The sequence below is a fragment of the Bradyrhizobium sp. USDA 223 genome (assembly GCF_044909005.1).
Taxonomy (GTDB): Bacteria; Pseudomonadota; Alphaproteobacteria; order Rhizobiales; family Xanthobacteraceae; genus Bradyrhizobium; species Bradyrhizobium yuanmingense.
In genome coordinates, this window is the sequence record NZ_JBIYDR010000001.1 from 4895148 (window position 1) to 4914458 (window position 19311).

The window sequence follows — 19311 nt, forward strand, 5'->3', positions numbered from 1 at the left end:
ATTCGCTGTCGCAGTCGATTATACCCGGAAAAGTGAGTGTTCCCGGCACAAACGGCAAGGGGCGGAACTCAGCGTTCCGCCCCTCGCCTAGTGGCTTGATCGCCTTCGCTTAATTCGCCGGCTTGAGCACCGGACTCCACTTCGCAATCTCGCTCTTGACGAGGGTCGCCAGCGCCTCCGGGGTTCGGTCCTTCGGCGCGGGGATGACGCTACCGAGCTCGAGCAGGCGCTTCTTCACCGTCTCGTCGTCGAGTGCCTTGATGGCGGCGGCGTTCACACTTGCCACGATCGCGGGCGAGGTTCCCTTGGGCGCGAACATCGCGTTCCAGGCCTGAGCCTGGAATGCCGGCAGGCCGGCTTCCGCCGTGGTCGGCACGTTCGGCAGCGACGGGTTTCGTTCGGCCGTGGCGATCGCATAGGCCTTGATGGTGCCGGCATTGATCTGCGGGACGGCGTTGACGATCTGGTCGCACATATAGTCGACCTGACCCGCCACCAGCGCGTTCATCGCAGGTCCCGTGCCGTTAAAGGGCACGCCGACGGGCTTGATGTCGAGGATGGAGTGGAGGAGCTCGCACGAGACGTGCGAAACCGAGCCGACACCAGCATGCGCGGCGTTCACCTTCTCGGCATTCGCCTTCACATAGGTGACGAACTCCTTGAGGTCCTTTGGCGGAAAGTCCTTGCGGGCCAGGATCAGGATCGGCGTGCCGGCCAGCAGTGCGATCGGCACGAAGTCGTTCTCGGGGTGATAGGCCAGCTTCGGATAGAGGGGCACGGAGGCGGCATGCGTGCCCATATGCCCGGTGATCAGCGTATAGCCATCGTTGGCCGCACGCGCGGCACGCGTCGTGGCGGTGGTGCCGCCGGCGCCGACCACGTTCTCGATGATGATGCTCTGCCCCAGCGTCTGCGCCATGTGCCCGGTGACGATGCGTGAGATCACATCAGTCGGCCCGCCGGCCGCGAAGGGCACGATCACGGTAATGTTGCGCGTCGGATAGGTCTGCGCCTCAGCCGTTGCGATGAAGGCGCCCAGCGATGCTATCGCAGCTGCACATGCGCCTGTGAGCGCGCGAATGAACGTCATGGCGATCCTCCCTTTGGACACACTAAAATGCCGGCCCAAAGGCCGGCATTTCCATTTCACAAAGCCGTAACACAAGTCGATTCGACTTCCGAATGCGGCGCGCCGACGCAGGACCGAAGCCGACGCAGGCGCACACACCATCAATTCTCGGACTCGGTGAACACCTCGTCGCGCTTGGCGCGCAACGCCGGTAGCACCGTAAGGACAAGCAGGCCCGCCGCGACCGCGAGCAGCACCGCGGACAACGGACGCGTCAGGAACACGCTCCAGTCGCCGCGCGAGATCAGCAGCGCCCGGCGCAGGTTCTCCTCCATCAGCGGTCCCAGCACCATGCCGAGCAGCAACGGCGCCGGCTCGAAATCGTGCTTGATCAGCCAATAGCCGACGAGACCGAAGACGCCCGCGAGGATGACGTCGACCGGCGCGTTGTTCACCGAATAGATTCCGATCGCGCAGAAGATCACGATCGAAGGGAACATCAGCCGGTAGGGCACGCGCAACAGCCGCACCCAGATTCCGACCAGCGGCAGGTTGATGATGATCAGCATCAGATTGCCGATCCACATCGAGGCGATCATGCCCCAGACCAGATCCGGCTGCTTCTGCATCACCTGCGGGCCCGGCACGATGCCATGGATGGTCATGGCGCCCACCATCAGGGCCATCACCGCGTTCGGCGGGATGCCGAGGGTGAGCAGCGGAATGAACGAGGTCTGTGCCGCGGCGTTGTTGGCACTCTCCGGCCCCGCCACGCCCTCGATCGCGCCGCGCCCGAACCGGGACGGGTTCTTTGAGAGCTTCTTCTCGAGCGTGTAGGCCGCGAAGGACGCGATCACCGCGCCGCCGCCGGGCAGGATGCCGAGGATCGAGCCGAGCACGGTACCGCGCAGGATCGGCGGCGTCGCATCGGCCAGGTCCTTCCTGGTGGGCATCAGTCCGGTGATCTTCTGCTGCACGAGATCGCGGTTCATCCCGGCGCCGTGGTCTAGATTGCGAATGATCTCGGCAAAGCCGAACACCCCCATCGCCACCGTCGCAAAGCCGAGGCCGTCAGCAAGCTCCGGAATATTGAAGGCCATGCGCGAGGCACCGGTTTCGATGTCCGAACCGACCATCGAGAGCAGCAGGCCGAACACGATCATCGCGATCGCCTTCAGCACCGAGCCCTTGGCCAGCACGACCGCGAAGATCAGGCCGAGCACCATCAGCGAGAAATATTCGGCCGGGCCGAACGCCAGCGCGAGTTTCGTCAGCGGCGCACCGAGCAGGGCAATGAGCACCGTCGCGACGCAGCCAGCGAAGAACGAGCCGATCGCCGCGATCGCCAGCGCCGGGCCGGCGCGGCCCTGCTTGGCCATCTGGTGACCGTCGATGGCGGTCACGACCGACGTCGCCTCACCGGGTATGTTGACCAGGATCGACGTGGTCGAGCCGCCATATTGCGCGCCGTAATAGATGCCGGCGAGCATGATCAGCGCGCCAACCGGCGGCAATCCGAAGGTAATCGGCAAGAGCATCGCGACGGTGGCGATGGTGCCGATTCCGGGGAGAACGCCGACCAGCGTTCCGACCAGGGCGCCGATCAAGCACATCAGCAGGTTGATCGGAGTAAACGCGACGGCAAAACCGTGAGCGAGGTTGGCAAAGATATCCATCACGCCCTCACTGGATCAGAAAACGCGGATACATCGGCATCGGCAGCCCGAGTATGTAAGGAAACAGAATGGCGCAACCGAGCGTCAGGCAGGCGCCGACGATCGCTGCTTCGAGCCAGCGTGTCTCGTGCGAACCGGCCGCCGAAATCATGAAGCTGGTAAAAGCCGTGACTACGAGGCCGAGGGAGCGGATCGACAGGGCGAAGAAGACGATCGCAGCCACCACGAACAGCGGTCCCCGCCAGGAATAATGGGCCATCGCCGGCCCGTTCGTCAGAAGACCCGTCAAGGCAATGCCGGCTGACAAGGCGACCAGCAACCCGCCGAACATGCGCGGCGCGGTCCCTGCGCCGAAGGAGAAGCCCCGCATGCCCTGCAGATCGCTCCCTGCCCACAGCGCGAACAGGGCGACGGCCATCAGAACGACGCCGCCGACATAATCCTGTGCCGATCGGATCGTCATGAACAACGTGAGGATCGCCACCGCAAACAGCGGATAGGAATAGATCAGCGCCAGCAGCACCTCGGACGACATCTTCTTGGCGCCGCCGCCGAACGATCCGAACAAGGCGCTGGGCGCGCCGGCGAGCAGCGCCGTCGCGTGGCCGGTGACGACCGCCGCCGGACCGCGGCCGGCCCCCCAGCCAAAGATCGTCCCGATCGACCAGATCAATTCGAAAATCTGCGGCGCAATCGCCAGCAGACAAAAGCCGAGCGCCAGCCTGGTATTTCGGGTGGCCGTCGCTGAGTGGCCCATCGTGTCGGCCATGCCTGTCTCCTCCGCGACCCGTAAGTCACGAGCACTGTTGTTTTAAATCGACTGGAACTGGATCCCCCGCCCCGGATCACTGCCTAGCGATTTTCGTTACACAATGCCAGCAAAACCCAACGCGCCGCCGGCAAGCAGAAGCCGGACTGGATAGTTGCGCGAGATGGACGCGGCCGCCGCAACCATTGCGTCAGACGCAGTGCAGCAATTGCTGGACCAGGCCGATTTAACATCACGATAAGCACGTTCGGACCTGGCGAGACCTGTGAAGTCGCGTGGGCGTTTTAGTCGGTGCTTTGCCCTGACCGCGATGCTGTGCGTCTTCGGGCACTGCCGCCGCAGCCCCGGCGAGAGAGCGAGATCCGGCCGAAGCTGGAGATCAGCTTGCGGCTCCTCGTGCTGCTACTTTCCGCCGCAGGAAATTAACCGACGCCGAGACTGACAATGTCGTTCGCTGGAGCAGCAGCGTCATCATGCGCAAGGATTCAGCACATCGGGCCGGCGACCTCTGCCAAAGGCCAGAGCCGCGATAGGCCCGACAGTCCGAAGCCTATCCAAAGGGAACCGCGGGATCGCGCCCCCAACCCTCTGTTTTTCGAAAGCTTTGCCCCCTATATTGGGGGTGCCGGTTCGCCGGCTATGGAAATAAACGGTCGTCGCAATAAACCATTCGGACCCGGGGGCGGTACCCGGCGCCTCCACCAAAGCCCATCATCGGGCGTGCCCGAAGCTGGGCTTTGGCGGGGGCGAAATAGGATCGACGAGGGCGTAAAGGGCGTACTTTTTCCCGGTATTGTTCCGCCGTTATCGGGCTACTGCAATAGTTGCCAACGACAACTTTGCTCCGGTTGCTCAGGCTGCGTAACGCAGTTTGAAAGACCACTCTAAAGTCCTAGTGGGTTAAGCTCCGCTAGGCGGGGTTCGGAGGCACCTGGCAACAGAAGCCTCCACTTTACTCTTTGATTCTTCCCCGGCGGGGACTCCTGCTCGCCCGTCAGGCGCGGTACTATTGCGGCTTGGCGAGTCGGATCGGCAGGGTCCGGCTGCTTGGATGCAACAGGACCACCATGGCGACCGATCATATCCGATACGATGTGCTGGCCCGCGACGCGCTGCGCGGCGTGCTGCGGAAGGTGCTGACCGATGCCGCGGCGCATGGCCTGCCGGGCGAGCATCATTTCTTCATCACCTTCGTGTCCAAGGCCGAAGGCGTGAAGCTGTCGCCGCGGCTGCTCGCACAATATCCGGAAGAAATGACGATCATCCTCCAGCACCAGTTCTGGGACCTGACCGTGCTCGAGGATCGTTTCGAGGTCGGCCTGTCCTTTGGCGGCATTCCGGAGCGGCTCGTGGTGCCGTTCAGTGCCATCAAGAGCTTCCTCGATCCGTCCGTGAAGTTCGGCCTCCAGTTCGACACCTCCGACGTCGCCGAGGTCGCGCCGGACAATCTGCCGGCAGCGCCCGCGCCATCGGCCGTATCGGTCCCGGCACCTGCCGCGGAGAAGCCGGAAGCTGCCGACGAGCCGCCGCCGCCGAGCCAGGGCGGCGCCGAGGTCGTGCGGCTCGATCGTTTTCGCAAGAAATGATCTAGGTTGGCCGCGAAGCCGTCGCGCCCGCCCAAACTGCCTATATAGAGAAGCACATGAACAGGCCGCGCGGCGTTTCGCGCGGCAGAATGGATGTGCTCATGGCCAAAGCGTCCCGCTCGAAGACTGCCCGCCCCGCAACCCGCACCGAGACCGACAGCTTCGGTCCCATCGAGGTCGCCGCCGACCGCTATTGGGGGGCGCAGACCGAGCGCTCGCGTCAGAATTTCCGCATCGGCACCGACCGCATGCCGATCTCGCTCGTGCATGCACTCGGCATGGTCAAGCTCGCCGCCGCACAATCCAACCTCGAGCTCGGCCTGCTCGACCAGCGCCGCGCCAATGCCATCGTCCGCGCCGCGCGCGAGGTGATCGAAGGCAAGCTCGACGACCATTTTCCGCTTGTCGTGTGGCAGACCGGCTCGGGCACCCAGAGCAACATGAACCTCAACGAGGTGATCGCCAATCGCGCCAACGAGCTGCTCGGCGGCGAGCTCGGCGCCAAGAAGCCGGTGCATCCCAACGATCACGTCAACATGAGCCAGTCGTCGAACGACTCCTTCCCGACCGCGATGCACATTGCGGCAGCAAGCCGCATCAATGCCGATCTTGTCCCTGCGCTCGGCGAGCTACTGCGCGCGCTGCGCAAGAAGGAGAGGGAGTTTTCGAAGATCGTGAAGATCGGCCGCACCCATACCCAGGATGCGACGCCGCTGACGCTCGGTCAGGAATTTTCCGGCTATGCCGCGCAGGTCGAAAGTGGCATCGCCCGGCTCAAGATCGCGGTGAAGGACCTCTATCCGCTGGCGCAGGGCGGCACAGCCGTCGGCACCGGCCTCAACTCGAAGCCGCGCTTTGCAAAGCTGTTCGCCAAGCACGTTGCCGGGATCACCAAGCTGCCCTTCACCAGCGCCGCCAACAAATTCGAGGCGCTGGCCTCGAACGACGCCTATGTGCTGGCGCACGGCGCCATCAATTCCGTCGCGACCGGCCTGTTCAAGATCGCCAATGACATTCGCCTGCTCGGCTCCGGCCCGCGCTCGGGCCTCGGCGAATTGATCCTGCCGGAGAACGAGCCCGGCTCCTCGATCATGCCGGGCAAGGTCAACCCGACCCAGTGCGAGGCGATGACCATGGTGTGCTGCCAGGTGTTCGGCAATCACACCGCGATCACGATCGCCGGCAGCCAGGGCCATTTCGAGCTCAACGTCTACAAGCCGGTGCTGGCCTACAACATGCTGCACTCCATCCGCCTGATGGCGGATGCCGCGCGCTCTTTCACCGAACATTGCGTCAGCGGCATCCGCGCCGACGAGAAGCGCATCGAGGAGCTGATGCAGCGCTCGCTGATGCTGGTGACGGCGCTGGCCCCGAAGATCGGCTACGACAACGCCGCCAAGGTAGCCAAGACGGCGCATGCCAACGGCACCACGTTGAAGGAGGAGGCGCTGCGGCTCGGCTTCGTCGCGGCCGACGAGTTCGACCGCCTGGTGCGCCCCGAGAAGATGACCAGCCCGGGATGATTCCGAATTCCGATAGCCATCCGTAATGATACGGACGCTCGGCGCCCAAAAATATGCGGCTTTGGGGGCGGGATTTGATTACCGTCAATGTTGCGGCCGGGGCGGCGTGTTACGCGGCTCTACTGCCCTAGACGGGGCGAAATTCATCGTTTGATGGCCCAAGGGCCGATTGACGAGGACGAGCGAATGGCGATCAAGTCTTCTGGGGCGCAATGCGGCGTCCTGTTTCTGAGTGTTTCATCCGGCAAGAAGAGGATCGGGTGATGGAGACGCGGCATGGGGAACGTCATCAACCTGAATCGTTTCAGGAAGCGCGTCGAGCGGGAAGCCTCGGCGAAGCAGGCGGACGCCAACCGGGCGAAGTTCGGGCGCACGAAGGCGGAACGGTCGTCCGAGGCGAAGCGGGCGGACCAGGCCAAGGAGCATCTGGACCAGCACCGGATCGATCGCGAGGAGCAGCCATGAAGTCGCCGGTCGTGAAACGGTCGATCGTCGTCGCCGGCCACAAGACCAGCGTCAGCCTGGAAGAGGCGTTCTGGAACGGCATGAAAGAGATTTCCGGCCTGCGCAACATGACGTTGTCCGAGCTGGTCGGTGAGATCGACAACAACCGCCAGCAGGGCAATCTGTCGTCGGCGATCCGCCTCTTCGTCCTGGACTACTTCAAGAGCCGCGCCATGGCCGCCCAGCCGGACAAGGTCCCGGCCCAGTAGCCGTCGGGGGCGCCCGCGACGGCGCCCCGGCCTCTGCACTTTAAAATCGCTCTAAGGTGCAGCTTCGGCGCGCGGGCACGCTTGACCTCAATGCCCGGCGTTGAAAATACAGGGCATGACCGACACCACTGATACGCGTTCGCACATGCCGCTGGGTCTGGCCCAGCGCGGCTATACCGGCGTCATCCAGCACCTTGCCGCCAAAGAGGCTGGCTCGGCGCTTTCGGACGTCGAGCTCGAGAGCCGCCTGATCGAACTCGGCTTCGTCGAGGGCGCCCGGGTCGAGATCCTGCATGAGGGGCTGGTCGGGCGCGATCCGATCGCGGTACGGGTCGACAGCACCACGATCGCGGTCCGCCGTCGCGAAGCCATGGCCATCATCGTCGCCTGACGCGCGACCGGAATCTTGCCCCCAGGCCCTTGATCCCATGGAAGCACCGCTGCTGCATCTCGCTTTGGTCGGCACGCCCAACAGCGGCAAGACCTCGCTGTTCAACGCGCTGACCGGCAGCCGTCAGAAGGTCGCGAACTATCCCGGCGTCACGGTCGAGCGCAAGGAAGGCTTCTTCGTCACCCCGCTCGGCCGCCAGGTCTCCGTGGTCGACCTGCCCGGCACCTATTCGCTGCGCGGCCGCAGCCCGGACGAGGAGATCACCCGCGACTTCGTGCTCGGCAAGGCCTCCGGCGAGACCCTGCCCGATCTCGTGCTGTGCGTCGCCGATTCCACCAATCTGCGCCTGACCATCCGCCTGCTGCTGGAGCTGAAGCGCACCGGGCGGCCGATGATCCTCGTGCTCAACATGTTCGACATCGCAAGCCGCCGCGGCATCACTGTCGACGTCGAGCGGCTCGCCAAGGAGCTCGGCGTGCCCGTGGTCACCTCGATCGCGGTGCGCAAGGGCGGCACCGCCGACCTGCTCAAGCTGACCGACGAGATTTCCGCAGCGCTCGCCGCCGAGCCGGTGGAGAACAGCTGGCGCGCGCTCGGCGTCTCCGAGCTGCGCGCCACCCAACGCGAGGCCGACCGCATCATCGCCGACTGCGTCAGCCTGCCTGCTCGCCCCGACACCTGGACCGCGCGGATCGACGCGATCGTGCTGCATCCCGTCGGCGGGCTGATCGTGCTCGCGCTGATCCTGTTCGTGATGTTCCAGGCAGTGTTCGCCTGGGCGCAGCCGGCGATGGAGATGCTGAAGTCCGGCTTCGACTCGCTCGGCGAGCTGGTGCAGGCCACCCTGCCCGACGGCTTGCTGCAAAGCTTCCTGCAGAACGGCGTGATCTCCGGCGTCGGCAGCGTCATCGTGTTCCTGCCGCAGATCATCCTCATCTTCCTGTTCATCCTGCTGCTGGAAGATTTCGGCTACATGGCGCGCGCGGCGTTCCTGATGGACCGCATCATGGGCGGCGCCGGGCTGCACGGGCGCGCCTTCATTCCGCTGCTGTCGAGCTTTGCCTGCGCCATTCCCGGCATCATGGCGACACGTGTCATCGACAACAAGCGCGACCGGCTGACCACGATCCTGATCGCGCCGCTGATGACCTGCTCGGCGCGCATTCCGGTCTATACGCTGATCATCTCCGCCTTCATCCCGGCCAGGGACGTCTGGGGCTTCATCAACCTGCAGGGCCTCGTGATGTTCGGCCTCTATGCCGCCGGCATCGTCAGTGCGCTCGTCGTCTCGTTCCTGATCAAGTTCTTCATGCTGCGCGACTTTGTGCCGGCGCCGTTCATGTTGGAGCTGCCGGACTACAAGATGCCGCGGCTGAAATCCATCGTGATCGGCATCTACACCCGCGCCAAGATGTTCTTGCAACGCGCCGGCACCACGATCTTCTCGATGATGGTGCTGATCTGGTTCCTGGCCTCGTTCCCGCAGCCGCCCGCGGGCGCGTCCGGGCCGGCCATCGAGTTCAGTCTCGCTGCGATGATCGGCAAGGCGCTCGAGCCTCTGCTCGCCCCCGTCGGCTTCAATTGGCAGATCGCGGTGGCGCTGATCCCGGGCATGGCGGCGCGCGAGGTCGCGGTCGCGGCGCTCGGCACCGTCTATGCGATCGAGGGCGGCAGCGAAGCGGTCGAGCAGATCGGCCAGGTGCTGGCGACGAAGTGGTCGCTCGCGACCGCGCTGTCGATGTTGGCCTGGTACATCTTCGCCCCGCAATGCGCCTCCACGCTCGCCGTGATCCGGCGCGAGACCGGCAGCTGGGCCTGGATGGGCGTCACCTTCGCCTACATGCTGGTGCTGGCCTATGCGGCGAGCCTCGTGACGTACAACGTCGCGGTCGCGCTGGGGGCGGGGTAGCCCCCTTCCAAAACAAAACTGCGAAAACAACCCCATGCACAGTAGACCGGGGCTCGTGAAATCAATGGGTTGCGGATTATCCTAAGTCGCTGCTTGCTCCGTCGGGCAAAACAGTGGCATGATGTCAAAATTCAGCCCCAGCGATAGCACCATGAACGACACGCCACCGACCCGGCGATCTGTCCCCCTGGACCATTTCACCACCGACCGCCTGACCGCCGAGCGATTGCGCGAGGATCACCTCGGCGACCTTGTCGCGCTGCATCGCGACGCCGAGGTCTCCCGTTTTCTCGGCGGGGTACGGACGCCCGAGGTCACGAAGGCCTATCTCGCGACCAACATGGCCCATTGGGACCAGCACGGCTTCGGGCTCTGGACGCTGCGAACGAAGGACGGGGCCTTCGCCGGACGTGCCGGCATTCGGCACATTGTCGTGGACGATGTCGACGAGATCGAGATCGCCTACGCATTCAAGCGCGAATTCTGGGGCCAGGGATTTGCAAGCGAGATCGCGGCCAAGCTGACGGACATCGGCCTGTTGCAGCTTGCGCTGCCGTCCCTCATCGGCATCGTCCATGTCGGCAACACTGCATCCCGCCGCGCGCTGGAGAAGTCGAACTATCTCCTCGAGCGCAGCACGAACCGTCACGGCGAAGATGTCGTGATTTACCGCATCAGGCGGTGAATGCCGCGGCGGGGCCGACGGCGGCTGATCGCTTGTGTTCATTTTTGAACCGACACCCCCCAGGGGGTCGGCTCAGTCTGAGCGGCGAAGCGGTCGCCTGACAGCCCGAGGCATTCGAGCGGGAACTCAAGCCCGGCCTCGGAGTTCCTTAGACGGACCTTTCAGTCATCCGGCTCCCGGCAAGCGCTTGGAGCGCATGGAGAGCTTTGGGAAGATACGCGTAAGGGGGGTTCATGACCGGTCAATCCGCGGCTGCCCCAGGCAGCGACCTCAAGGATTCGCCGAGAGTTTCGACCGGCAGCGAAGGACTGGACGATATCCTCGGCGGTGGCTTGGACCCGAACCGGATGTACCTCTATGAGGGACGACCCGGCACCGGCAAGACCACGATTGCGCTCCAGTTTCTGCTCCGCGGGGTGCGGGACGGCGAACGCGTACTCTACATCTCGCTTTCCGAGACGAAGCGCGAGCTCACCTTGGTCGCGCAACGACACGGCTGGTCGCTGGACGGAGTCGACATCTTCGAGCTTGTCCCGCCCGAGACGACGCTCGATCCCGAGCGGGAGCTGACGGTTTTTCATCCTGCCGAGATGGAGCTGAGCGAGACCACGGGTCTGATCTTCAAGGAGGTCGAACGGATCAATCCCACCCGCGTGGTGCTCGACAGTCTCTCCGAATTGCGGCTGCTGGCGCAGAACCCGCTCCGCTACAGGCGCCAGGTTCTGGCCCTGAAGCACTTCTTCACCAACCGCAATTGCACCGTGGTTCTGCTCGACGATCTGTCCTCTTCCCAGGACGACCTGCAACTGCATTCGATCGCACACGGCGTCGTGATGCTCGAGCAACTGGCCATCGACTACGGTGCCGAACGGCGACGGCTTCGCGTGATCAAGATGCGCGGCATCCGTTTTCGCGGCGGCTTCCACGATTTTACGATCGCGCAAGGCGGCCTGCGCATCTATCCCCGGCTCGTCGCAGCCGAACATCACAGATCATTCGAAGGCGACATGGTGTCCAGCGGCAACCCCGAGCTCGACCAGCTCCTCGGAGGCGGGCTCGAGCGCGGCACCAACGCGCTCCTGCTCGGCTCGGCCGGCGTCGGCAAGTCGTCACTTGCGCTGACCTACGCCATCGCGGCGGCGCAACGCGGCGAGCACGCCGTGTTGTTCGCATTCGATGAAGGACGCGGAACGGTTGAGGCACGTGCCAGGACGCTCGGACTGCCGCTGGACGAGCACCTCGCCTCCGGACGGATCCGCTTTCAGCAGATCGATCCCGCCGAATTGTCGCCGGGCGAGTTCGCGGCAACGCTTCGCCGCAGCGTCGAGGCCGACAATGCCCGCATCATCGTCATCGACAGCTTGAACGGCTATCTGAACGCGATGCCGGACGAACGCTTCCTCATTCTGCAGATGCATGAACTGCTCAGCTATCTGGCCCAGCAGGGCGTGCTCACCATCCTGATCCTCGCCCAGCATGGGCTCGTTGGCCCGATGGATACGCCGCTCGACATCAGCTATTTGAGCGATGCGGTGCTGATGCTGCGCTATTTCGAGTTCGGCGGGACGGTGCGGCGCGCGCTCTCGGTCGTCAAGAAGCGCAGCGGCAATCACGAACACAGCATCCGCGAGTTCCGGCTCGGCGGCGCGGGGATCAAGCTCGGTCCACCTCTCCAGGAGTTCAGCGGCATTTTCTCCGGCAATCCTCGTTACACCGGCACGGTGTTACCGGACGGACCGGCCGAATGAGTGCCGACCGGGACGACCGCATTCTGATATTCGCCCCGATCGGTCGCGACGGACCGGCATCGGCGGAGCTTTTTCGCGGCGCAAGCCTGGAAGCGGTCAATTGCCGGAGCTTGCCAGAACTCGTTGCCGAGATGGCGGCTGGCGTTGGAGCGGTTTTTTTGGCCGAGGAAGGACTATTCGGCAAAGACACGGCGCCGCTGGCACATTGGATTGCGAACCAGCCGCCATGGTCCGACCTTCCCTTTGTCGTTCTTACCAGCCATCGGGAGCAGCCGGCAGTTGTCGCATGGAGACGCAGTATCGTCGAGCTCCTGCGAAACGTTTCGCTGCTCGAACGTCCGGTCCAGCCGATCACGCTGACCAGCGCGATTCAATCGGCGATGCGCGCCCGACGGCGTCAATATGAAATCCGGGCTCTGCTCGAAGCACGCGAGCAGACCGCGCAGGAGCTCGAGAAACTGGTGGTCGAGCGGACGCGAGAGCTGGAAGAAGCCAACGAGCAGCTTCGCCTCGAAATGAACGAACGCACGCGCGTGGAGGAGACGCTGCGCCAGGCCCAGAAGATCGAGGCCATCGGCCAGCTCACCGGTGGTGTCGCCCATGACTTCAACAATCTCCTGATGGTGATTTCCGGCGGCCTCGACATGCTCGAACGCCAGACTGATCCGGCCCGCCGTCGCCGTCTGATGGACGGGATGATCCAGGCGGCGCAGCGCGGGGCAAGCCTGACCAAGCAGCTTCTGGCGTTCTCACGGCGGCAGAAGCTCCGGCCGGAGCCCGTCGACGTGGCCGCGCAGATCGGCGGGATGCGAGAACTGCTCGATCGCAGTTTGCGAGGCGATGTTCACGTCGAGTTCGACTTTCCGGACACTCTATGGCCGGTGGAGGTCGACCCCGGAGAGCTCGAGCTGGTCATTCTCAACCTGGCCGTCAATGCCCGCGATGCCATGCCCAATGGCGGGACGATCGTTGTGAGGGGCGAAAACCTACCTGGTTTCAACCACGGGCAGATCGCGGGCGACTACGTCCGCCTGTCCGTCATCGATACCGGCGTCGGCATGTCTCCCGAGATTTTGGCGCGCGTGTTCGAGCCGTTCTTCACGACCAAGGACGTGGGAAAGGGATCGGGGCTCGGGCTGGCGCAGGTCCACGGATTTGCCACCCAGTCCCGGGGCACCGTGCGAATTCAATCGGAAGTCGGGCGAGGCACGAGCATCGAGCTGTACCTGCCGCGATCGTACGAGCTTCCTTCCAGCGAACGACATCTGATCGACCTCACCAGGGTCCGGCCGAAAAAGAGCAATCAGGGCGAAATCCTGCTGGTGGAGGACGATGACGAAGTTGCCGCGCTGGTCAGCGAAATGCTCGGCCAGCTCGGTTACAACGTCACGCGGGCCGCGAGCGCTGCCGCGGCGCTCGGGGCTTTGGCCGATGGCCGCTCGGTCGATGTCGTTTTTTCGGATATCATGATGCCGGGCGGCATGAACGGGGTCGAGCTTGCGCGAGAGATCCGAAATCGGCGAAGCGACATCCCGGTGTTACTGACCAGCGGATATTCGGAAGCGTCCGCTCACGAGGCCGACGCAGCGGGCATTCAGATCCTGGCGAAGCCCTATCACATCGACGAGCTGGCGGCAGCGCTGAGCGCGGCGAGATCAAGTCTAAGGCTCGATGCGGAATCCAAGCGCTCCCATTCCTGCTGAGAGCGATCCCCGATTCGCTGCGTCTCGCAGGCTACGAAGTCTTACCGGAAATATCCCAGCACGAGATCGACGTCCGCGCTGCGGGCCGCCGTGCCGTTCAGCTCGGCGTCGATGACGCGGCGGCAGGCGTCCACCGCGGCGTGGTCGCCGAGGTCGTTGGCGGCTTCCAGCACGAGCCAGGCGGCGTCCACCGAGGCCTTGTCCGGAGCTGCGCCGCCGAGATCGGTGGCGCCGGCATTGGCGAGATTCTTCTTGCGAACGGCGGTGCCGAATTGAGGCAACATTGCAGGTACTCCCCTCTCCTCAGTGGACCTGTCAGTGGACTTGAAGTTCGGGCTGACGGCCCGCATCGGCACCCGCGCCGGTCTTGCGCGACTGGTAGAACTTCAGAATGCTGCGCGACGTCTCGATCTTGAGCCGGCCGTACTCGCGCTCGTTGTCCTGGAGCTCGCGCGCCGTGATCAGATGATCCTTGGCGCCGAGGAACAACAGCGACATCGTCGTGTCCCAGGAGAAGTCGAGCGCCTTGCACAGCACCAGGATCATCTCGCGGTTGCGGTCCATCAGCGCGCGCTCGATCACGTCGACCGGCAGCGCCGACAGCAGCGACAGGCCGATCTGCACCTCGTCGAAGCGATGCTGGCGGGCATAGTTCGAGATCGAGTCCTGGTTGAGATTGCCCTGGCGATACTGCGTCGTGACCACGCGCTTGGCGACGAAATAGCTGCGCGAGGACGGGCCGAACTTGGACTGGAGATCGCCGGTGACCTCGGTGACCGAGCTCTGGATCTGCGACATCATCTCGGGCCGCTCGGTCTCGAGGCGGCGGCGGACGTCTTCGGAGGCCTTCGCGATCAGCTGCTGGAAGATGTGGCGCGGCACGTCTTTGCGCAGGCCGAGCTGCTCGGCAAGGATCGAATCGCCCTCGGCGCGGCGGACCATGTGCAAGAGACCCGAGCCGGAGAAGCGCGCGCCCTCGTTCTTGGCGACCGAAGTCACGACCTCCTGGTTGCCGCGCTTGACCAGCACGTCGGTCACGGCTTCGCCGATCGACTGGCGCTGCGAGATCGCCAGCAGATGCGCCTGGCCCTTGGTCATGGCGCTCTGGACCAGCATCTTCTCGTCGATGCGGTTGGAATCGCGCAGCACGGGACCGGCAACCGCGATCTCGTCGTCGAGGGCGAGCCTTTCGATGACGTTGAGCGGAGCATGATCGCAGGCCGACATCACTTCGGAGAGCTGCGCGCGCGCTGCCACCTCGATCTCGTCGGCGAGCCGGCCGATCACCTCGCCGAACATGCTGATCTCGTCGTCGCTGTAGCGGCCGGTGATCAGGATGTCGGTCGCATGCCACAATGCACGCGTCCGGCTTTCGTCGGTGCCGCGCGCGATCGCGTCGTCCAGATCCTGCAGAAGCGATTTCGCCCCGTTCATCTCGATCACCCCAGTTCTTGGCAGCCCGTTGGCGAGCCGTCCCGCCGCTCGCGTCGCGACGCCGAATTCCTCTGGGAACCCACGCTAGAGATGAAACGCGAGAATTCAGTAAAGTCGGCAAATCAGTTTTGCCGACGAAAATTCGTTCAAATGCGAGGGAATGGATTTACTGTTGTGCAAGAGCCGAGAAGCTTTGGGCACTGAAACCTCTCCGCGTCATGGCCGGGCGTGTCCTGGCCATCCACGCCTTGCCGCATGGCACAAAGAACGTGGATGCCCGGGACAAGCCCGGGCATGACGAGCATCGGCACCGGAGCGCTTTAGATAGCGCCGTCTACGGATTCTGCGGCGTCAGCACCAGCGGCGGCTTCGGCCTGGGCTTGGCGGGCGGCGGGCCCGGGGCGGGCTTCACGTCGATGGCCGGAGGGAGCGGCGCGAGCTGCTGGCTCGCGAGCGGCGGGCTCGTCAGTGAAGGGCTGGGCGCGGCGGGCGCGGCCTGCGGAGCTTTCGGGGTCGGCGCCACCCTGGGCTTTGCCGGCGCGCGGCGCGGGTCCTGGCCCGGCAGCGGCACGTTGGGTGGCGCCTGCTCGGTCGCTATCTCCGGTGACACCAGCGTCGGCAGCGCAGCGGTGGCCGGCGGCGGCTCGCCGCGCTCGATGGCGTCGAGCCGCCGCGTCTCGCGATCGATCGTGCGCACCGCGAGCCATGACGACAGCGGTGCGAGGTCGATGGTACGGGTCAGCCTGTCGGGCGGGCCTGCCGCAAACAGCTGGATCTCGGGCGGGGCGCCGGAAAGCCCGGTCATGATTGGCGTCAGGCTGGCGCGGATGTCGGCCTGGTCCGCCGGAATGTCGTAGCCGCCGGAGACGATGGCGCGGGCGTTCTTCGCTTCCAGCGGCGTTGCGCCGATGCGCAGGCGGCCGTCGCGGATCGTGAACGGAATCTGCGCCGAGGGCACCGCGATGCGCCCCGCCGACAGCGCGGGCTCGACAAGCTGCCGCAGCCGGTTGTCGTCATTGACCTGGCCGCCGTCGCTGGCTCGGATGGCGATCTCGAACGCACGCGGATTGAGGCCGGCGATCTCGGCGGATTCGAGCGTCACCGTGCCGTTGCCGGCGAGCGCGCCGGTCAAGGCCGCGACGCTGCGGCCCTGGCTGGTCAGCGCCATCTGCACCGAGGCGCGCCCCTTGGGCAGGGCGAGGTCGCGATAGCGCAGCGCCGCCGCATCGACGTTGCTGAGCTCGATGCGCGCGTTCAGCGCAAGACCACCCGCGCCATTGCGCGCGTCCAGGCTTGCGGACATGTCGCCGCCGCCGACGCCGCCCTTGAGCGCATCGAATGCGAGCGACTGGCCGTCGCTCCGGATCGTGCCGCCGAAGGGGCGGAGCTCTATGCCGCCGGGCAACGTTCCGCGTAAGGCCTGGAAGGCGATGCGGCCGCGCCAGCCGCTGACCAATCCTGCGCTGAGCGGCTCGCCGGACTCACGACCGGCTGCGCCGACGGCGATTGCGAGCGCCGGCGCCAGATCGAGCGAGTCGAGACCGACCTCGCCGTCGATGCTCTTGTCCTGATCGAGCGTCACCGAAACATGGCCGCGCAGATGCGAGCCCGCGGCATTGCCTTCGAGATCGCCGAAGGTCAGGCGATTGCCGGAGAGCGTGAGGCGGGAGGACAGGCTGACATTCTGCGCCGACTTGCCGGCCAGGCTGGTCCCGAGCAGCGGCGCCAGATTGGCGTTGCGCACGCGCAGGTTCACGCTCGCCTTCGGTTCGAACGATTTGGGTTCGGACGATTTGGGCTCCGACCATTCGACGCTGCCTTGCGCGTCGGCATCGAGCCCGCCGCCGCTGAGCTTTGCGTTCAATTGCGAGGGACGGCGCCAGGCTCCGCTCAACCGTCCTTCGAATTGCGAGGCGCCCTCGCCCGCGGCCACGATGCGATCGAGCCCGAGCAGCGCCAACAGCGCGCCGGCCTGCGGCGCCGCGACTTTCGCGTCCAGCGTGAAGTCGCTGTTGCGCAGGCGTTCGAGGTCGATACCGCCGATGGCGGCCGCCGGCGTCTGCGCGGCCAGGGTCGCCGTGGTCTTGAGCTGCGGTGCGTCGAGGTCGAGCACGAAGCGGGCATTGCTGCGATCGGCATGCTCGGCGTTCTTGTCGAGGCTGAGATCGAGCTTGAGACGGGTCGCGCCTGGCAAGGACGGGAGCGCATCGAGGCGCGCGCGCAGCGCGGGCGCGAACGGCTCGACCAGCGCGGTGAGCTCGCGCAGCGAATTGGCCGAGGATTTCAGCGCGAGCTTGCCGGTCGTCTTGGTGCGGTCGAAGCTGCCGCTCGCCTCCGAGGTCACGCCGCCGCCCTGGCCGAAGCGCAGCTGCTCCAGCGACAGCGACGCCGGGCTGTAGGCGAGCCTGGCTGCGAACGGCCGCAGCTCCTGGCCGGCGGAGATCGCGCGGCCGATATCGAGCGAGAGCTTTGCCTCTTCCGGCCATTCGCCTTGCGGCCCCGCCAGCGCGCGCACGAAGCTCGCGGCGGCATCGAGGTCGAGACGGTCGGCCCTGAGGTCCGCATCGATCCGCGAGCCCTTGCTCGCGCCTGTCTGCACGAAGACGATGCGGCCTTCGACCGCGCCGCCGTCGATGTCGGCCTTCAGCCTCTCGATGGCCAGATGATTGGCGGCGATGGTGACGTCGCCGGAAAGGCGCAGCGGCCGCGTGCTGCGGCGATTGATCTCGCTGCGGCCCTGCAGCCAGGCCACCAGCGTGTCTGGATCGGAGGATTCGACGCTGAGCCGGCCGCTGAAACTGTCGGCGCCGGGAGCTGCGCCATTGAGCGAGACCTGCGTCATGCCGGGCGCGCGCAGCTCCAGCCGCCGGAACGTCCAGGACCGGCCGTCGGTCGCAAGCTCGGTCGCGATATTCTGGAGCGGACGGCCGCCGAGCATGATCTGATCGGCATTGAACTCGATCTGGGCAGGGATCGGCACCTGCGGGATCGCCGCCAGCCCTGCGCGCAGCGCCGGCAGGACGCGCTGCGGATCGGCATCGTCCTTGGCGGTCAACCTGTCGGCATCGACCTGCCGCGCCGACAGCACCGCGCGCAGCAAGGGCGATGCGCCAAACCTGAGGTCGCCCACGCCGCCGAGCTTCAGCGCGGTGTCCTCCGGGCCGAAGCTCGCGTCGATCTGCTCGAATTTCGCGCCGGCCGGATCGGCCTTGAGCCTGGTCGCCAGCTTCCAGGGCGTCGGTCCCGCCTCGCCCGCCTTCCTGGCCGCGGGCACGGCGAGGGTCAGCGCGCCCTCGAATTTCGGCTGGCGGTTGTCGAAGGCGAGCACGCCCTCGAGATCGGCGAGGATGGCGCGCTCGCCGGGATCGATGTTGAGGTGGAGACGGGTGGCGCTGCCGTCGGCGCTGGGGCCGGAGGAGACACGGAACGGGTAGCGCACGCCGCGCGCGGCGAAGCTGCCCTCGCCCCGCACCGAGCCTGCGAGCGAGCGCACGTCGCCGGAGAAGGCGATGTCGTTCAATTCCAGCGTCGAGCGGCTGGCGGCATCGTGCAAGGCGATGCGGCCGGCGAGGTTCAGCCGCTCGATGGCGAGGGAGGCCAGGTTGAAGGTGCCGCTCGCGGTGGAGGGCAAATCGACCCGTCCGCGCGCGTCCAGGCCAAGATCGACCGCCATGCCGCCGACCGAAAGCTCGGTGGCGCGCCATTCGCCGCGCATCAGGGAGCCGAGGCTGAACTCGACGTCGAGCTTGTCGGCGCGCAGGCGGCCGAGATCGTTGTTGCCACCGAAGGTGACGCCGCGCAGCCGCAATGTCGGCGCCGGCAACAGCCGCGCATCGAGCTCGCCCGCCACCCGCACCGGCACGCCGATGATCTTGCCGGCCTCCGCCTCGAACTGGGGCCTGAACTGGTTCCAGTCGATGTAGTAAGGCCCGATCAGCGCGGCCAGCAGCGCAATGATGAAGGCAATCGCCAATCCGAGCAGCGTCGTCTGCACGGGTCTCCCCTCGGCCAAACCGGCCTGGGCCGAAGCTGAGAGCCTCAGGCGCGCCGGAACAGCCCCTTATATAGGGGGAAGTGTGGCGAAGTCACAGCGACTGTTGCGCGC

General features: G+C 65.4%; 15 protein-coding genes and 1 other RNA gene. 10 read left to right on the forward strand and 6 right to left on the reverse strand.

Annotated features, from left to right (window positions below; genetic code table 11):
• Positions 1 to 109: 109 nt before the first annotated feature.
• The 3 genes from ABIA40_RS22795 to ABIA40_RS22805 form a co-directional block, all read right to left on the reverse strand.
• Positions 110 to 1090 (reverse strand): tripartite tricarboxylate transporter substrate binding protein BugD, encoded by a 981-nt coding sequence (locus ABIA40_RS22795; RefSeq protein WP_404543332.1) that lies wholly within the window; start codon positions 1088 to 1090, stop codon positions 110 to 112.
• Positions 1091 to 1230: 140 nt separating this feature from the next.
• Positions 1231 to 2745, reverse strand: a complete 1515-nt coding sequence (locus tag ABIA40_RS22800; protein WP_404543333.1) for a tripartite tricarboxylate transporter permease — start codon at positions 2743 to 2745, stop codon at positions 1231 to 1233.
• A 7-nt stretch (positions 2746 to 2752) separates the two neighbouring features.
• Positions 2753 to 3514, reverse strand: a complete 762-nt coding sequence (locus tag ABIA40_RS22805) for a tripartite tricarboxylate transporter TctB family protein (protein WP_157284718.1) — start codon at positions 3512 to 3514, stop codon at positions 2753 to 2755.
• A gap of 585 nt (positions 3515 to 4099) precedes the next feature.
• On the opposite strand from ABIA40_RS22805, the gene ssrA reads away from it, so the two are divergent.
• The 10 genes from ssrA to ABIA40_RS22855 all read left to right on the forward strand — a co-directional run bounded on the left by ssrA (position 4100) and on the right by ABIA40_RS22855 (position 13772).
• Positions 4100 to 4466, forward strand: a transfer-messenger RNA (tmRNA) gene (gene ssrA / locus ABIA40_RS22810).
• Between the two features lie 115 nt (positions 4467 to 4581).
• Entirely contained in the window at positions 4582 to 5100 is a 519-nt protein-coding gene (locus tag ABIA40_RS22815) for an SspB family protein (protein WP_157284719.1), read from the forward strand.
• An 89-nt stretch (positions 5101 to 5189) separates the two neighbouring features.
• Positions 5190 to 6623, forward strand: a complete 1434-nt coding sequence (gene fumC, locus ABIA40_RS22820; RefSeq protein WP_404546320.1) for a class II fumarate hydratase — start codon at positions 5190 to 5192, stop codon at positions 6621 to 6623.
• Between the two features lie 276 nt (positions 6624 to 6899).
• The gene (locus ABIA40_RS22825) at positions 6900 to 7088 is read left to right on the forward strand and encodes a DUF4169 family protein (protein WP_109144934.1); all 189 of its coding nucleotides are present in this window, start codon (positions 6900 to 6902) and stop codon (positions 7086 to 7088) included.
• The gene (locus ABIA40_RS22830) at positions 7085 to 7336 is read left to right on the forward strand and encodes a ribbon-helix-helix domain-containing protein (RefSeq protein ID WP_025038043.1); all 252 of its coding nucleotides are present in this window, start codon (positions 7085 to 7087) and stop codon (positions 7334 to 7336) included. The genes ABIA40_RS22825 and ABIA40_RS22830 overlap by 4 nt, the downstream gene beginning before the upstream one ends.
• A 115-nt stretch (positions 7337 to 7451) precedes the next feature.
• Positions 7452 to 7727, forward strand: a complete 276-nt coding sequence (locus ABIA40_RS22835; protein ID WP_036006563.1) for a FeoA family protein — start codon at positions 7452 to 7454, stop codon at positions 7725 to 7727.
• 37 nt (positions 7728 to 7764) lie between these two features.
• Positions 7765 to 9636 (forward strand): ferrous iron transporter B, encoded by a 1872-nt coding sequence (locus ABIA40_RS22840; RefSeq protein ID WP_404543335.1) that lies wholly within the window; start codon positions 7765 to 7767, stop codon positions 9634 to 9636.
• 187 nt (positions 9637 to 9823) lie between these two features.
• Entirely contained in the window at positions 9824 to 10321 is a 498-nt protein-coding gene (locus ABIA40_RS22845) for a GNAT family N-acetyltransferase (protein WP_404546322.1), read from the forward strand.
• Positions 10322 to 10554: 233 nt separating this feature from the next.
• Positions 10555 to 12069 (forward strand): ATPase domain-containing protein, encoded by a 1515-nt coding sequence (locus ABIA40_RS22850; protein WP_271540712.1) that lies wholly within the window; start codon positions 10555 to 10557, stop codon positions 12067 to 12069.
• Complete coding sequence (locus ABIA40_RS22855; RefSeq protein ID WP_271540713.1) at positions 12066 to 13772, forward strand: ATP-binding protein; 1707 nt, start codon at positions 12066 to 12068, stop codon at positions 13770 to 13772. Before ABIA40_RS22850 ends, ABIA40_RS22855 begins: the two co-directional genes overlap by 4 nt.
• 41 nt (positions 13773 to 13813) lie before the next feature.
• Here the strand turns inward: ABIA40_RS22855 and ABIA40_RS22860 are convergent, their stop codons facing one another.
• From ABIA40_RS22860 to ABIA40_RS22870, 3 genes are all read right to left on the reverse strand, one after another.
• Positions 13814 to 14056, reverse strand: a complete 243-nt coding sequence (locus ABIA40_RS22860; protein ID WP_036024966.1) for a hypothetical protein — start codon at positions 14054 to 14056, stop codon at positions 13814 to 13816.
• A 31-nt stretch (positions 14057 to 14087) separates the two neighbouring features.
• A complete protein-coding gene (locus ABIA40_RS22865; RefSeq protein ID WP_275508440.1) occupies positions 14088 to 15206 on the reverse strand; it encodes a DUF2336 domain-containing protein in 1119 nt (372 codons plus the stop codon).
• 334 nt (positions 15207 to 15540) lie between these two features.
• Positions 15541 to 19200: an AsmA-like C-terminal region-containing protein gene (locus tag ABIA40_RS22870; RefSeq protein WP_271540715.1), complete on the reverse strand. Its 3660-nt coding sequence runs from the start codon at positions 19198 to 19200 to the stop codon at positions 15541 to 15543.
• Between the last annotated feature and the right edge of the window lie 111 nt (positions 19201 to 19311).